Raw genomic sequence first — 14,166 nt, 5'->3', positions numbered from 1 at the left:
GTGGCGAACATGCGTTTTGTGAAGCCGCTGGACGAGGCGCTCGTGCGGCAGCTCGCCGACACGCATGAGCTACTCGTGACCGTCGAGGAAGGGACGTTGATGGGCGGAGCCGGCTCTGCGTGCATCGAGTCCCTACAGGCGGCAGGGGTAAACCGACCGGTATTACAATTGGGCCTTCCCGACCGTTTCGTCGACCATGGCGATCCGGCGAAGCTGCTTGCCGCATGCGGTCTGGATGCGGCGGGAATTGCCAGCGCGATTCGCGAGCGCTTGTCAGCCGTGGAACGGCAAAAGCACGATGGCAACGCGAAAACGACCAAGCTCGTCGCATAGGCCGTGCCCGCAACGGCCGTTGCTGTTTCTCATGTAGAATCTGCACGAGCGGCATGGGCCATCCGGCCGGGCCGCCCGTGCTGGCGCTCCGGCGCCGCCATGAACTGAGGCGTGCGCCGGTGTCAAGGAATGCCAATGAACCAGATGAATCCCGCTTTTTTGATGCCTGATGTGCAGAGCACGCCGGATACCCGGCAGATCCCGATCCAGCGGGTCGGCATCAGAGCGGTCCGCCATCCGCTGACGGTGAGGACTGCGCAAGGCGATGTGCAACCGACAGTGGGATCCTGGAATCTCAACGTGCACCTTCCCGCCGAGCAGAAGGGCACGCACATGTCGCGCTTCATCGCGCTACTGGATCAAGCGCAAACGCCGCTGGACACCGCTCATTTCCGCGCTATGCTGGCGACCATGCTCGAGAAGCTTGAAGCCACGGCGGGTCGAATCGAAGTCACATTTCCCTATTTCATCCGTAAAACGGCGCCGGTATCCGGTGTGCAAAGCCTGCTTGACTATGAAGTGACGCTCAGTGTCGACGCACGCGACGGTGCCACACGCCTGTTCACCAAGGTGCTGGTGCCGGTGACCAGCCTGTGCCCGTGCTCGAAAAAGATCTCTCAGTACGGTGCGCACAATCAGCGTTCACATGTGACGATCGCCGCCGAATTGGCCGATGACGTGCCGGTTGAGGACCTGGTGCGGATGGCCGAGGAAGAGGCATCGTGTGAGTTGTGGGGGTTGCTGAAGCGTCCCGACGAGAAGTTTGTCACCGAGCGGGCGTACGACAACCCGAAGTTCGTCGAGGACTTGGTGCGCGATGTCGCGCAGCGGCTCAATGCCGATCCGCGGATCGTCGCCTATGTGCTCGAAGCCGAGAATTTCGAATCGATCCACAATCACAGTGCGTACGCGCTGATCGAGCACGACAAGCGGCTTTCCGGCTAGCCTGCTTGCCCGACATCGACATCGACATCGACATCGACATCGACATCGACATCGACATCGACATCGGGCGTCCGTGGCACGGCGTGGGTCGCGTCGGTGGTGAACTCACGCCACGAATGCGGCGAGTCGCGGGACGAAGGTTCACGGATGCACGGCGAACGCTGTACCGGCCCCTGCGCCAAAGGCTACGCCGGTGGCTGCCGCGGTGTAACGCTGGCGGTGGCCGAGGTGCTAAGCTGGTTGTTGTCCAGGATCGTTGATGGCACTCAGATCCCAGCGCGGCTTAACAGTGAACGCATACGACGTATTGGCCGCTGCGGGATTGCGTTGCAGGCGTAGTGCGCCCGCGAGCGCGATCATCGCGCCGTTATCGGTGCATAGTGCGAGGTCGGGATAGTACACGTCGAAGCCGCGCTTGGCGGCAGCGGCACACAGCGCTTCGCGCAACTGGCGGTTCGCGCCGACCCCGCCGGCCACGACGAGCCGCTTCATGCCTGTGCGCTTGAGGGCGGCAACCGACTTCGCGACCAATACGTCGACGGCGGCATCAACAAAGCCGCGTGCCAAATCGGCTTTTGCCTGTTCGCAAGCGTTCGAGCCGATTCGGCTCAGATGCGTGAGAACCGCTGTTTTCAATCCACTGAAGCTGAAGTCCAGGTCGCCTGAATGCAGCATCGGGCGGGGCAATTCGACGGCGCCAGGCGTGCCGAACTCGGCCAGCCGCGAAACTTCCGGGCCTCCCGGGTAGTTCAGTCCGAGCAATTTTGCGGTCTTGTCGAACGCTTCACCGGCTGCATCGTCCAGTGTTTCGCCGAGCGTCTGGTAGTCGCCGACATCGGCCACCCGCATCAGTTGCGTATGGCCGCCGGAGACCAACAGCGCAACGAATGGAAAGGGCGGTGGCGTTTGCGCGAGCAATGGCGACAGCAGGTGTCCCTCGAGATGGTGAATGCCGATTACCGGCTTGCCGAGCGCCAGCCCTAATGCATTCGCGATGCTGGCTCCGACGAGCAGCGCACCGGCGAGCCCCGGCCCCTGCGTGAATGCGATCGCATCGATTGAGGTGCGCGCCACCCCGGCCTGCTGCAACACCTGCTCGAGCAGTGGCAGCGCGCGCCGGATATGGTCGCGTGACGCGAGCTCCGGCACCACGCCGCCATAGTCGCGGTGCATGGCGATTTGCGAATGCAGTGCGTGTGCAAGCAGCCCGCGCCGGCTGTCGTATAGTGCGAGCCCGGTTTCATCACATGAGCTTTCAATACCGAGGACGAGCATGAGAATCGGACAAAAGGGTGATCGAGCCGGATGCGGCTTCGTCTGCGCCACTGGCTTGCCAGATGGCTGGCACGGCGCGCGACGCCCGCAACGCAATCGATCAGTATAGCAGTGCGACCGCCGACGTAGCTGACAAGCCGGTAGAATGCGCGCCATGGAACAATTCGATATCGCCGTAATTGGCGCCGGCGCTGCCGGCATGATGTGTGCGGCTGTGGCCGGCCAGCTTGGGCGGCGTGTCGTGCTGATCGATCACGCACCACGCGTTGCTGAGAAAATCCGGATCTCCGGCGGCGGGCGGTGCAATTTCACGAACCTGCATGCGGACTGGACCCACTACTTGTCCGAGAACCCGTCGTTTTGCCGCTCCGCGCTCGCCCGCTATACACCGCAGGATTTTCTAGCACTGTTGCGCGCCTATCGTGTTCGGTGGCATGAAAAGCACAAGGGGCAACTTTTTTGCGACGATTCGAGCGAGACGATTATTGACGTGCTCAAACGCGAATGCAGTGCCGGCGGCGTCACGTGGCGCCATCCATTACAGGTTGCGGATGTGGCCGTCGATACGATGGGGTTTGTGCTGGACACGCATGCCGGCGCGCTGCGCGCACGGGCGCTCGTGGTGGCAACGGGCGGGCTGTCGATCCCGAAGATTGGGGCGAGCGACTTCGCGTACAGGCTCGCTAAACGCTTTGGTCATAAGCTTGTTGAGCCGCGTCCGGCGCTGGTGCCACTGACCTTCTCCGCCGCACACTGGGCGCCGTATGCGACGCTGGCCGGGATATCAATGACGGCACGCGTATCGACAGGCGGCGACAAGCGGCGCGCCGAGTTCGTCGAGGACCTGTTGTTTACGCATCGCGGACTGTCTGGCCCCGGTATTTTGCAGATCTCCAGCTATTGGAACCCGGGGCATGCGGTGTCGATCGACCTATTGCCGTCGTTTGACGTGGCCGGCGCACTGCTTGACGCAAAAGCCGCGTCGCGCCGGCAATTAGCGAACCAGCTCGCTGAATGGATGCCGGTGCGGCTTGCGCAGTGCTGGGCGATCCAGCACCGTCTCCCGCCCCAGGCGCGGCTGGCCGATATTGCCGACAAGGCACTGCGTCAACTGGCTAGCGGGCTTCAGCAATGGACGTTGACGCCGGGCGGCACCGAAGGCTTTCGCAAGGCCGAGGTCACGCGCGGTGGCGTCGACACCCGTGAACTATCGTCGGCCACGATGATGAGCGAGCGGATGCCGGGCCTATACTTCATCGGCGAGGCGGTGGACGTGACCGGATGGCTGGGTGGGTACAATTTCCAGTGGGCATGGTCATCCGGTGTCGCGGCGGGCCAGGCTGCTGCTGCCGCTGTTGCACAACGTTAGCCGGACGCTAAGAGTGCAGAATTGTCTGCACGCACATCTGCTATACTTGCACACCTTTGGTGTGTGTTGGTGGGACGCGTCCCTTTTTTCATACCTCGACTGGACATGACGACGATTCGCGTTAAAGAGAACGAGCCTTTTGAAGTCGCGATGCGCCGCTTCAAACGCACGATCGAAAAGAACGGGTTGTTGACCGAATTGCGTGCGCGCGAGTTTTACGAGAAGCCGACCGCGGAGCGCAAGCGGAAAAAGGCGGCGGCGGTCAAGCGCCATTTTAAGCGCTTGCGCAGCCAGATGCTGCCGAAGAAGCTCTACTGATCTAGCATCGCGCCGGCGCGGCAGCCGGGTTGGCGCGATCATCTCGTGAACCTGCACCGCGTGTGCGTGCAGGGATACTGCTGTGGCAGGCGTTGATGGGACCCGCGTTGCTGCGCAGACCCGCTTGTGGATCGTGTCCCAAGCGGGTTTTTGTGTTAAATATCGGTTACCGCATGTCACAGTTCCATAGGCGAACCTGGGCCGTTGACGGCAATACGCATGAGCTTGAAAGACCGTATTAATGATGACATGAAAGTCGCGATGCGCGCCCGCGACAGCGAGCGGCTCGCGACCATCCGCCTGTTGCTAGCAGCGATCAAGCAGCGTGAGGTGGACGAGCGCACGACGCTGGACGACACGGCGATTGTGACGATCGTCGACAAGTTGATCAAGCAGCGCAAGGATTCAATTTCGCAGTTTCAGTCCGCCGGTCGCGAGGACCTGGTCGCGAAGGAATCGGCGGAACTCGTGGTGCTGCAGCAGTACATGCCCGCCCAGCTGTCCGCGGCCGACGTCGCCGCGCAGGTGCAAGACGCGATTGCGCAAGCGGGCGCGGCCGGTCCCCAGGACATGGGCAAGGTCATGACGCTACTCAAGGGCAGACTCGCGGGCCGTGCCGACATGACGGCGGTTTCCGCGCAAGTGAAGGCGGCTTTGTCGGCGAAGTAGCGTTGCCAGGGCGACCGTGATTCCGCACTCGTTCCTGCAAGACCTGCTAAACCGCGTCGATATCGTCGACGTGGTGGGGCGGTACGTGCAGTTGAAAAAGGGCGGGGCGAACTTCAGTGGGTTGTGCCCGTTCCACAACGAAAAGAGTCCCTCGTTCACCGTCAGTCCGACCAAGCAGTTCTACCATTGCTTCGGCTGTGGCGCGCACGGCACCGCGATCGGTTTCCTGATGGAGCATGCCGGCTTGACGTTTCCTGAGGCTGTCGATGAGTTGGCGCAGTCCGTTGGGCTCACCGTTCCACACGAACCCGCGCCGGGTGCATATGGCGGCGGGAGCCCGCCCGGATCGGGGGGCGGCACCGATCCGCCGCCTGCCAATCCCGGCACGGCGCGTGCGCTCGTTGACATCATGCGGATCGCGGCCGACTACTATCGCAAGCAGCTTCGGGGCGCGCCGGACGCGATTCAGTACCTGAAGGGGCGGGGCTTGACCGGCGAAATCGCGCTGCGCTTCGGATTGGGCTATGCGCCGGATGGCTGGCAAAATCTCGAGGCAGCATTCGCGGACTATCGCGACGACGCGTTGCTCGAAGCAGGTCTGGTGATTGTCAGTGACAAGACGTCGAACAACGGTGAAGCGCGTCGCTACGACCGCTTTCGCCAGCGCATCATGTTCCCGATCCGTAACGTGCGCGGACAGGTGATCGGCTTTGGCGCACGCGTGCTCGATGGCGGCGGCGAACCGAAGTATTTGAATTCGCCGGAAACGCCGCTATTTAACAAGGGAACCGAGTTGTACGGCCTATTCGAGGCACGTCTTGCGATCCGCGAGAAGGGTTTCGCGCTGGTCGTGGAAGGTTACATGGACGTCGTTGCACTGGCGCAGTTAGGCTTTCCGAACGCGGTGGCGACCCTGGGCACCGCGTGCACGCCGGTGCATGTCCAAAAACTGATGCGGCAGACCGACACGGTGATCTTCAGCTTCGACGGTGACGCGGCGGGGCGGCGCGCCGCGCGGCGAGCGTTGGACGCGTGCCTGCCGCACGCGGCGGACAATCGTACGATCCGTTTCCTGTTTCTGCCCGCGGAGCACGATCCGGACAGCTATATTCGAGAGCACGGCGCGCAGGCATTTGAGGACCAAATCGGGCGGGCAATGCCGCTGTCGCAGTTCCTGCTCAACGAGGTGCTGGCGGACAAGGAGATCGACCAGCCGGAAGGACGAGCCAAGGCCTTGTATGACGCCAAGCCACTGCTGCAGGCACTGCCGCCCAACGCGTTGAGGGCTCAGATTCTGCACATGCTGGCGGATCGGCTGTCGACGCCCGTTGAAGAAGTGGCGCAGTTCTGCGAAGTCGGCTCGCGCACCGCGCCCGCAGTGCGTGGTGCGCCGGCACGTGCCGATCGTCGTCGCGTCACCGGCCACGAGCATCGGGCACTACGCAACGTAATCATGTATCCGCGCATCGTCGCGATGCTCGATGTGCAGGATTGCGACACGCTAGCTACGCTTGCCCGGCAGGGGGCCTTGTTTGCTGAGACGATCGCGCACGCGCGGCAACTGGGGGACGCGGCTGAGTATCGGCTGCTAAAGGACTTGCTGCTTAATTCTCCGAATGCGCCGACGTATGAGGAAATCTTCCGGGAAATTCTGGTCTATGATGAAAACGTGCGCGATTTGCTGCATGCGCCGCCGGACGACGACAGCGCGCAGCGGCGCGATGAGCAGGAGCGGATCGCGGCTGACGAAGTCAGGGCAGTTGTCGCGAAGATGCGTTATGACGCTTGCTGCGAGCGACTTGAAATTTTGTCTCGGCAGCCAAAACTGGACGGAGAGCAGGCCAGGGAGTTTGCCGAGTTGTCGCAGCGGCGTGCGGAACTGAAGCGGCGGGTCGCGGCGTCGGCGCTTGGCGGAGGAACTTGACCACCGTGCTATAATTGAAGGTTTTCAGCGGGTTGTTTCCAGGCGGCGTCGAATAGAGCGGAATTGCCATGGCAAAGACCAAGCGGAAAAAGGGGTTGGATTAGATCGGAAGCGCGGGTCGGCGAGAGTAAAGACGACCCGGTCCGCGGCGAAACAGGCCCTTTCCCGCATGTGGCGCGCCGGCGAACATCGCGCGATCCGGCCAGTGGGAAGCGACGATGCGGCCCTGCTCGACGGCGAAGTCCATCGAGCAGGCTCGTGATGTGCGCGGCCGAGAAGTTCCCGAAGCGGGTAAGTCGGCAGGTCGCGGCCGCCGGGCACCAGCCGGATAGCCGCACTGAGAGAGTATCCACGGTTGAAGCGGCGGCCGTCGAAGAGCCGCAAGTCGAGACCAGAGCCGTAATGGCGACATCCATGACGAAAAAGCTGAACGAAGTACCAGTTGATGAGGAAGCGGGCCAAGTCGATGAATCGGCCGGCTCGGCCGCGCCGGTGAAGGGTGGTGAGAAGATCAAGGCGCGCGATCGCAGGGCCAAGGAAAAGGCGCTGCTGAAGGAGGCGTTCGCGTCTCACCAGCCGGGTACCGCCGAGGAGCTCGAGGAGCGCCGCTCGAAGCTGCGTGCGCTGATCAAGCTGGGCAAGGAACGCGGCTTCCTGACGTATGCTGAAATCAACGATCACCTGCCGGACAATTTCGCGGAAACCGAGGCGATCGAGAGCATCATCAGCACGTTCAACGACATGGGCGTGGCGGTCTATGAACAGGCGCCCGATGCGGAAACGCTGCTGCTCAACGACAACGCGCCGTCGGTGTCATCCGACGACGAGGTCGAAGAGGAGGCCGAGGTCGCGTTGTCGACGGTGGACTCCGAATTCGGCCGTACGACCGACCCGGTGCGCATGTACATGCGCGAGATGGGCACTGTCGAACTGTTGACGCGGGAAGGCGAAATTGAGATCGCCAAGCGTATCGAAGACGGCCTGAAGCATATGGTTCAGGCGATCTCGGCGTGCCCGACGACGATCGCGGACATCCTTGCGATGGCCGAGCGGGTCGCCAACGATGAAATCCGCGTGGACGAACTGGTCGATGGCCTGATCGATCCGAGCGCGGAGGATGCGGACGGCTTTAGTGCGTCGGATGCGGACGAGATCGAGTCGGAAGCCGACGACGCCGACGAAGGTGACGAGGAAGAGGAAGAAGAGGACGAAGGTGCGGGAGCGGCCGCGGCCAGCGCCGCGCAGCTCGAGGCGCTAAAGCGTGCTTCGCTGGAGCGCTTTGCGCTAATCGGTGAGTGGTTCGACAAAATGCGTCGCGCGTACGAGAAGGAGGGCTACAAGTCCAAGTCGTACCTGAAGGCGCAAGAGGCGATCCAGGCCGAGTTGATGTCGATCCGGTTTACCGCCCGCACGGTCGAGCGGCTGTGCGACACGTTGCGCGCGCAGGTTGACGAGGTACGTCAAGTGGAGCGCCAGATCTTGCATATCGTCGTCGACAAGTGCGGGATGCCGCGCGCAGAATTCATTTCGCGCTTCCCGGGCAACGAGACCAACCTGGACTGGGCCGAGCAAATCGTTGTCGAGGGGCATCCGTACAGCGCGGTGCTCGAGCGCAATATCCCGGCGATCCGCGAACAGCAGCAGCGTCTGATCGACTTACAAGCGCGCGTCGTGTTGCCGCTGAAGGACTTGAAGGAAACCAACCGCCAGATGGCGGCTGGCGAGCTCAAGGCGCGGCAGGCCAAGCGCGAAATGACGGAGGCCAACTTGCGGCTGGTCATTTCGATTGCGAAGAAGTACACGAACCGTGGCTTGCAGTTTCTGGATTTGATCCAGGAAGGCAATATCGGCCTGATGAAGGCGGTTGACAAGTTCGAATATCGGCGGGGCTACAAGTTTTCCACGTATGCGACGTGGTGGATTCGTCAAGCGATTACGCGGTCGATTGCAGACCAGGCGCGCACGATTCGGATTCCGGTCCACATGATCGAGACGATCAACAAGATGAACCGGATCTCACGGCAAATCCTGCAGGAGACGGGGCTCGAGCCGGACCCGGCCACGCTCGCCGAAAAAATGGAGATGCCGGAAGACAAGATCCGCAAGATCATGAAGATCGCGAAGGAACCGATTTCGATGGAAACACCGATCGGCGACGACGACGATTCTCACCTGGGCGATTTCATCGAAGATAACAATACGGTGGCGCCGGCCGACGCGGCATTGCACGCGAGTATGCGAGACGTCGTGAAGGACGTGCTGGACTCGTTGACGCCGCGCGAAGCAAAAGTATTGCGGATGCGCTTTGGCATCGAGATGAGCACGGACCATACGCTCGAGGAAGTCGGTAAGCAATTCGACGTGACGCGGGAGCGGATCCGTCAGATCGAGGCGAAGGCGTTGCGCAAATTGCGTCATCCGAGCCGCTCGGACAAACTGAAATCGTTCTTGGAAGGTAACTGAGCTTCATTTTGCCTCATAATGACTGATTCGGGCCTCTAGCTCATGCTTGGTTAGAGCAGCGGACTCATAATCCGTTGGTGCCGTGTTCGACTCACGGGAGGCCCACCATATTGATGCGGCTCGCAGCGATGCGAGCCGCTTTGTTTTGTTCCGCAAATAGCGCGTGCTGTTCCGCAATTGGCGCTATCGGGTGGGCGTCACCAGCTTGCCTTTTCGGTGCCGAACATACCGGCGTGTCATCTGTTCGTTGGCGTGTCCAAGCGGATCCTTGGCTGCCGCCATCCCCGCCGACTCCTCCTTATCGGTGCCCGCCTTGGCGCGCAGGTCACGAAACTGGAACGCCTTGATGGTAGCCGCCAGTTCATGCCGTTCTTGACCGCGCGCCTTTTTCACCGCAGCCTCGCGTGCATTCTCAAATCGGAATCGGAGTGCCGTAGCAGTCAGTGCCGCTCCCTGCTCATTACAGACAAGTGCCAGCGACTGCACTTTCCCGCACTTCTCGGGCCGCACCTTTAATCGATCGATCAGCGCTGCAAGCTGCCCCTCGACTGCAATACGCAAGCGCTGGCTGGTCTTGTTCTGCCGCAGCCAAACTGCGCCGTCCCGCACGTCAGCCCATGTCAGCTTAAGCACATCCGCCGGCCGCTGTCCGGTCAGATAGGCCAGCTCCATCGCGTGGCGAGTTGGCTCGTCGGCCTCGGTCCAAACGGCTTGATACGTTTCATCATCGACGTAGGTATCCCGTCCAGTCTCTCGGAAACCGCGCACCCCCGCACAAGGGTTGGGTTTTGCCGTCAAGCCCCGCTCACGCGTGAAATTCCAGATGTGCGAAAACAACGCCTTTTCCCGATTCGCTCGAACTTGCCCTTCATTTCCCTTGCGACCCGTCCCTTCCTTTGCAAACGCCGGACGGCATCCTGCACGCGCCAGTCGAGATACTGACGAATGTGGATCGGTTCAATATTGGCTAGCGGTGCAGGCGGTGCATCAAAGAACTCGTATAGCTTCGCCAATTCCTTCAAGTTGTCCTGCTGCGTACGTAACCCTTTCTGCGGCAATACCTCCCGCTGATAACGCTCCGCCACATAGCGAAACGTAATTAACTCAGCATGCCGTGGCTGTACGTTGACAGCCAACTCAGCCCACTTCTGCACTGCCAATGCATAATCTGAACCCAGCGGAATCTCGCGCCGGGGTGTACCGCCGGTATCCAGATAATAGTACGTCCCTGATGGACGATGGCGCGCGCGCAGACGAAAACTCGGCGTTTCGGATGTTCGTGGATTGGAAGCCGTCGCCGCATCTGTCAACGCTGGCACGCCAGTCGGGTTTGCCGATGCCAGACAGCAATGCATTCAATGCCGCCATCGGTGAATTCATCGCGTACTGGCTCACTCAAACCAAAGCCAGAACACAGCACGAGTGGGATCACGCGTTGGTGAAAGCTCTCAAGGGCAATCACCTACGCAGCATGAACCAGAAGATGGCATCCGGTAGGCGGCTGCCGAAGTCGGAAAACTTCGCCGCGATCGATTACGGGGAGGGGGGGCAGGCTATGAACCGCTTAGCGCAAAAGCTCAAGTGGGACGGGATTCATACCGAACCTCAAACTCGCACGAACGTATGCGACAAGCACGGCGAGTACGAGGCCAAGAGCTTCATCGGTCAGATTTGGTCAAAATGCCCGACGTGCAATGCCGAAGTCCAGACACGGGAAAAGGCGGAGGCCGAAGCCAAAAACCGCGAGGCGAAATTGCAGGCTTGGCAAAAGCGCATTGAAGGGGCGGGCATTCCCGAACGGTTCCAAAACCGCAGCCTCAAGTCGTTCGTCGCCGAGCATCCCGGCCAGAAACGCGCACTCGCGTTCGCCACGTCCTACGCCGACGGCTTCGATGACGTGCTGAAAACTGGCCACTCGGCCGTGTTTGTCGGGAAACCCGGCACGGGCAAGACTCACCTTTCTGTTGGCATTGGCCTTCGCATCATGCACCGCGACAATCGCACGGTGTTGTTCACGTCTGTGCTGCGTGCAATTCGCAGGGTCAAGGAATCGTGGCGCAGGAACAGCCAGGAAAGCGAGAGCGATGCTATCACGCATTTTGTGCAGCCCGATCTGCTCATCTTCGATGAGGTCGGCCAGCAGTTCGGCAGCGACACCGAGAAGTTGATCCTGTTCGATATCCTCAACGAGCGGTACGAGAAGCGAAGGCCAACGCTATTGCTCGCCAATGTGCCGCTTGAGGACTACCGACGCAAAGACGATCCGCCGGATTTGCCTTTGCGCCCGGGCGTTATCTCTTATCTTGGTGAGCGACTAATCGACAGGTTGCGCGAAGACGGTGGGAAGATCGTTCCATTTGATTTTGAGAGCATGAGGGGTCGACTGTGACGCGTCAGTCTTTGTCGAAATATCCGGTGATCGCGAAGTTTGGTTCGTGCATCGAAGCAAGCCAGTCGTTGCATTTTTCGGGTTGTTTTCGGAATCGCGCAACAAGCTCAGGCGACCAGCGCGTGCCGCCCATTTGCTCCTGTAAGGCATCCGCATGCAGTTTCAGCGCGTTCCACAGTGCCTCGCCTTCTAGATCGTGCCTGGCTTCCTGCGGCAAGTCCGGAAACGAAAGCACGCGGCAAATTGCCTGCACGACAAATTCCGATTTTTCTTCTCGCCAGTCTGCGGTCGACATGTTTTGTCCCCGTCGTTTGAAGCTTGAATTTTATCTGATAGTGGCTGCGAAAGGAGTTGCCAATGACCCCAACCAGGGGCACTGATTTGAATTTTTGGGAGGTAAAAAATAGCAGAACCTATCACTTTCACCATTCCCGGCGAGCCGGTCGCAAAGGGCCGGGCACGCTCGTTTGTCCGCAACGGACATGTCGCGCACTACACGCCTGAAAAGACCGCCCGGTACGAAAACCTCGTTAAGTTGGCCGCGCAGCAGGCAATGGGCAATACAGCTCCGGTCGAAGGGGCGGTGTCTCTGGTGGTCCGCGCCTTTCTCTCCATCCCGACTAGTTGGAGCCTGAAGAAGCAGCGCGCGGCAGCGATCGGCGAAATCAAACCTACCAAGCGTCCAGACCTCGACAACATCCTCAAGGCGATCGAAGACGGTGCAAACGGCGTGGTATGGCGAGACGATTGTCAGATTACAGACACGCGAGTCAGCAAGCGGTACGGCACGCCTCGCGTCGAAGTGGAAGTGAGGGCCAGCTAAGCTGGGTTCGCAGAGAAAAAATGGATATTCAATTCAAGAGCGCGTTCGACGCAGTACGGTTTGCTCTGTGTTACTCAAACCAGCAGTACGGCGAGACGCTGATGGCGAAGCGGTTGCGTTGCGAGTCAGTCGGCGGCGGGATGGGGTTGGTCGGGCTCGATGGCGCGGGGCAGGCTGGGCTCATCCGCCGCAGAATCGAGGAGCTTCCTGAGTTGCATATGTCTGTCATCGTCGCGCGCGCGGCGCCACGTGACCTGCCATGCTCGTGCAGATCGACATGCTGCAGCGGCCGCACACCGAACCTCGAGTGGCGAGCAGCGATTGATTGGCTGACCACCGCGTCCGCTGCGTACTGCTCGGGCTTCTCACACTATCGTGTGCGACGAGCTATCATTGAGCGTATGTTCGGGGTGAAGTGTGACCTCGCCGATATTGCGCACGACTGTACCGTGCATGTAAATACGGTCAGCAAGCAGAATGCGGCGGTGCGCCGCTGGATCGAGGGCGGTCGAAAAAACGACAAAGACCCCGGCGTCGAGCGTGTTGCGTGGTCAGCACTTGAGCGTCGATTCAACGAGATGGGCCTGTTGAAAAAGGAACTTGAGTAGCGGCATGCTCGAAGAGAGGCCTCCCGGCAGGCAGTTGCATCGCGTATCGATGCGCGATACAATTTGAGTATGATCATCGGATTCCGACATAAGGGGCTCGAAGCTTTCTATCGCACTGGCTCAATGCGCGGCATCCAAGCGGCGCATGCCAAAAAGCTTGGCATGATCCTAGCCATCCTTGAGGTAGCGCAGGAGCCGCAAGAGTTGAACCAACCTGGCTTGCGACTTCATCCGCTCAAGGGCGCGCTGAAAGGGCATTGGTCGGTATGGGTAAATGGCAACTGGCGGGTAACTTTCCGCTTTGCCGGCAGCGATGTCGAACTCCTTGATTATCAAGACTATCACTGAAGACACGACCATGATGCATAGTTACCCTCACCCTGGAGAAATCCTTAAGGAAACGGTGTTCACGCCGCTTCATCTGTCCGTGACGGACGCCGCTGAGCGGCTGTCGATGTCGCGGGTAGCTTTGTCGCGCGTGCTGAACGGCAAGGCTGGTATCAGCCCGGATCTGGCATTGCGGCTGGAGAAGGCTGGCGTAAGCACAGCCCGTTTTTGGATCAACCTACAAGCGAACTATGATCTGTGGCTCGCGAGGCAGCACGAGCAGCCGTCTGTGCGGCCGTTACAGGCCACTGCAGCGTAGCGTGCAAGGCCGTGGCGTGGTAGGTTGAGCTAGGAACGTTTTCTGACAAAATTGAAAGACGCATAATATGAGGCGATGGACCGAGAGATCGCCGCGCGATTACGTTGGGTGCACATGTATCACGAGGTCAGCAACGCCGGCCTCGTGTGCGCGCGGTGTGGCATCTCTCGACCGACACTTCGCAATGGCTACGCCGCTATCAGGAAGCCGGCGAAGCAGGTCTCCCATCCCAAAGCTGCCGTCCACACCGAAGTCCAAACTAGAAGGTTGCTGAGACCGATCGAGCAACGATCCTCCGACTGCGTGCCAAGCACAAAGGCGCGCGGCGGATCCAGAATGAGCTGCGAGTGCATGAGCAAAGAGAACTATCCCTGGCGACCATTCACAAGATCTTGTGCCAGGCG

The 14,166-nt window shown here is 60.4% G+C and carries 17 protein-coding genes, 1 tRNA gene and 1 pseudogene; 14 read left to right on the top strand and 5 right to left on the bottom strand.

The genetic code is table 11. From position 1 onward, the window contains the following. A partial coding sequence (locus B0O95_RS14685) for a transketolase C-terminal domain-containing protein (RefSeq protein ID WP_332908573.1) occupies positions 1-333 on the top strand: 333 nt, incomplete at its 5' end. Positions 334-468: 135 nt separating this feature from the next. After that, positions 469-1,278: a GTP cyclohydrolase FolE2 gene (gene folE2, locus B0O95_RS14680; RefSeq protein WP_104078521.1), complete on the top strand. Its 810-nt coding sequence runs from the start codon at positions 469-471 to the stop codon at positions 1,276-1,278. On the opposite strand, the gene B0O95_RS14675 is transcribed toward folE2, so the two are convergent. Both B0O95_RS14675 and tsaD read right to left on the bottom strand, forming a co-directional pair. Further along, positions 1,275-1,460, bottom strand: coding sequence for a hypothetical protein (locus B0O95_RS14675; RefSeq protein ID WP_104078520.1), 186 nt, complete (start codon positions 1,458-1,460; stop codon positions 1,275-1,277). The two genes, folE2 and B0O95_RS14675, sit on opposite strands and share 4 nt — an antisense overlap. A 49-nt stretch (positions 1,461-1,509) precedes the next feature. Beyond that, complete coding sequence (gene tsaD / locus B0O95_RS14670) at positions 1,510-2,553, bottom strand: tRNA (adenosine(37)-N6)-threonylcarbamoyltransferase complex transferase subunit TsaD (protein WP_104078519.1); 1,044 nt, start codon at positions 2,551-2,553, stop codon at positions 1,510-1,512. 145 nt (positions 2,554-2,698) lie between these two features. Between tsaD and B0O95_RS14665 the strand changes: the two genes are divergently transcribed. The 6 genes from B0O95_RS14665 (at position 2,699) to B0O95_RS14640 (ending at position 9,404) form a co-directional block, all read left to right on the top strand. Next, the gene (locus tag B0O95_RS14665) at positions 2,699-3,922 is read left to right on the top strand and encodes a BaiN/RdsA family NAD(P)/FAD-dependent oxidoreductase (RefSeq protein ID WP_255779230.1); all 1,224 of its coding nucleotides are present in this window, start codon (positions 2,699-2,701) and stop codon (positions 3,920-3,922) included. A gap of 105 nt (positions 3,923-4,027) precedes the next feature. Further along, a complete protein-coding gene (gene rpsU / locus B0O95_RS14660) occupies positions 4,028-4,240 on the top strand; it encodes a 30S ribosomal protein S21 (protein ID WP_013434742.1) in 213 nt (70 codons plus the stop codon). Positions 4,241-4,459: 219 nt separating this feature from the next. Beyond that, the gene (locus B0O95_RS14655) at positions 4,460-4,909 is read left to right on the top strand and encodes a GatB/YqeY domain-containing protein (protein WP_104078517.1); all 450 of its coding nucleotides are present in this window, start codon (positions 4,460-4,462) and stop codon (positions 4,907-4,909) included. A 16-nt stretch (positions 4,910-4,925) separates the two neighbouring features. Then, positions 4,926-6,833, top strand: coding sequence for a DNA primase (gene dnaG / locus B0O95_RS14650; RefSeq protein WP_104078516.1), 1,908 nt, complete (start codon positions 4,926-4,928; stop codon positions 6,831-6,833). 261 nt (positions 6,834-7,094) lie between these two features. Continuing rightward, a complete protein-coding gene (rpoD, locus tag B0O95_RS14645; protein WP_199180535.1) occupies positions 7,095-9,296 on the top strand; it encodes an RNA polymerase sigma factor RpoD in 2,202 nt (733 codons plus the stop codon). A gap of 29 nt (positions 9,297-9,325) precedes the next feature. Then, positions 9,326-9,404: transfer RNA gene (locus B0O95_RS14640), tRNA-Ile, on the top strand. A gap of 75 nt (positions 9,405-9,479) precedes the next feature. Here the strand turns inward: B0O95_RS14640 and B0O95_RS16795 are convergent. Then, positions 9,480-9,968, bottom strand: a complete 489-nt coding sequence (locus B0O95_RS16795) for a tyrosine-type recombinase/integrase (RefSeq protein ID WP_233203430.1) — start codon at positions 9,966-9,968, stop codon at positions 9,480-9,482. Positions 9,969-10,090: 122 nt separating this feature from the next. Then, positions 10,091-10,456: a hypothetical protein gene (locus B0O95_RS16790; RefSeq protein WP_233203429.1), complete on the bottom strand. Its 366-nt coding sequence runs from the start codon at positions 10,454-10,456 to the stop codon at positions 10,091-10,093. A 71-nt stretch (positions 10,457-10,527) separates the two neighbouring features. Here B0O95_RS16790 and B0O95_RS14630 point away from each other — a divergent pair, with 71 nt between their 5' ends. Then, the gene (locus tag B0O95_RS14630; protein ID WP_233203428.1) at positions 10,528-11,685 is read left to right on the top strand and encodes an ATP-binding protein; all 1,158 of its coding nucleotides are present in this window, start codon (positions 10,528-10,530) and stop codon (positions 11,683-11,685) included. 4 nt (positions 11,686-11,689) lie between these two features. Here B0O95_RS14630 and B0O95_RS14625 read toward each other — a convergent pair whose 3' ends face one another. After that, positions 11,690-11,980, bottom strand: a complete 291-nt coding sequence (locus B0O95_RS14625) for a hypothetical protein (RefSeq protein WP_104078515.1) — start codon at positions 11,978-11,980, stop codon at positions 11,690-11,692. 108 nt (positions 11,981-12,088) lie between these two features. On the opposite strand from B0O95_RS14625, the gene B0O95_RS14620 reads away from it, so the two are divergent. The 5 genes and pseudogenes from B0O95_RS14620 to B0O95_RS14600 form a co-directional block, all read left to right on the top strand. Further along, on the top strand, positions 12,089-12,508 hold the full coding sequence (locus B0O95_RS14620; RefSeq protein ID WP_104078514.1) for a RusA family crossover junction endodeoxyribonuclease: 420 nt from the start codon (positions 12,089-12,091) through the stop codon (positions 12,506-12,508). Between the two features lie 20 nt (positions 12,509-12,528). Next, positions 12,529-13,116 carry a DNA-binding protein gene (locus tag B0O95_RS14615; RefSeq protein WP_104078513.1) on the top strand — a complete coding sequence of 196 codons (588 nt, stop codon included), beginning with the start codon at positions 12,529-12,531 and terminating at the stop codon, positions 13,114-13,116. A gap of 69 nt (positions 13,117-13,185) precedes the next feature. Continuing rightward, the gene (locus B0O95_RS14610) at positions 13,186-13,464 is read left to right on the top strand and encodes a type II toxin-antitoxin system RelE/ParE family toxin (RefSeq protein WP_104078512.1); all 279 of its coding nucleotides are present in this window, start codon (positions 13,186-13,188) and stop codon (positions 13,462-13,464) included. Positions 13,465-13,477: 13 nt separating this feature from the next. Further along, a complete protein-coding gene (locus B0O95_RS14605) occupies positions 13,478-13,762 on the top strand; it encodes a HigA family addiction module antitoxin (protein ID WP_233203431.1) in 285 nt (94 codons plus the stop codon). Between the two features lie 75 nt (positions 13,763-13,837). Then, positions 13,838-14,166, top strand: a pseudogene (locus B0O95_RS14600) (helix-turn-helix domain-containing protein); the annotation flags it as partial.

The organism is Mycetohabitans endofungorum, from assembly GCF_002927045.1.
Classification (GTDB): Bacteria; Pseudomonadota; Gammaproteobacteria; order Burkholderiales; family Burkholderiaceae; genus Mycetohabitans; species Mycetohabitans endofungorum.
This window is presented reverse-complemented; position numbering and strand designations above follow the sequence as displayed.

Coding starts and splice junctions, on each gene's coding strand:
- folE2 (WP_104078521.1), top strand. CDS start 469: ATGAACCAGATGAATCCCGCTTTTTTGATGCCTGATGTGCAGAGCACG.
- B0O95_RS14605 (WP_233203431.1), top strand. CDS start 13,478: ATGCATAGTTACCCTCACCCTGGAGAAATCCTTAAGGAAACGGTGTTC.
- B0O95_RS14665 (WP_255779230.1), top strand. CDS start 2,699: ATGCGCGCCATGGAACAATTCGATATCGCCGTAATTGGCGCCGGCGCT.
- B0O95_RS14630 (WP_233203428.1), top strand. CDS start 10,528: ATGGACGATGGCGCGCGCGCAGACGAAAACTCGGCGTTTCGGATGTTC.
- tsaD (WP_104078519.1), bottom strand. CDS start 2,553: ATGCTCGTCCTCGGTATTGAAAGCTCATGTGATGAAACCGGGCTCGCA.
- rpsU (WP_013434742.1), top strand. CDS start 4,028: ATGACGACGATTCGCGTTAAAGAGAACGAGCCTTTTGAAGTCGCGATG.
- B0O95_RS14625 (WP_104078515.1), bottom strand. CDS start 11,980: ATGTCGACCGCAGACTGGCGAGAAGAAAAATCGGAATTTGTCGTGCAG.
- B0O95_RS16795 (WP_233203430.1), bottom strand. CDS start 9,968: ATGGAGCTGGCCTATCTGACCGGACAGCGGCCGGCGGATGTGCTTAAG.
- B0O95_RS14655 (WP_104078517.1), top strand. CDS start 4,460: ATGAGCTTGAAAGACCGTATTAATGATGACATGAAAGTCGCGATGCGC.
- B0O95_RS14610 (WP_104078512.1), top strand. CDS start 13,186: ATGATCATCGGATTCCGACATAAGGGGCTCGAAGCTTTCTATCGCACT.
- rpoD (WP_199180535.1), top strand. CDS start 7,095: ATGTGCGCGGCCGAGAAGTTCCCGAAGCGGGTAAGTCGGCAGGTCGCG.
- B0O95_RS14615 (WP_104078513.1), top strand. CDS start 12,529: ATGGATATTCAATTCAAGAGCGCGTTCGACGCAGTACGGTTTGCTCTG.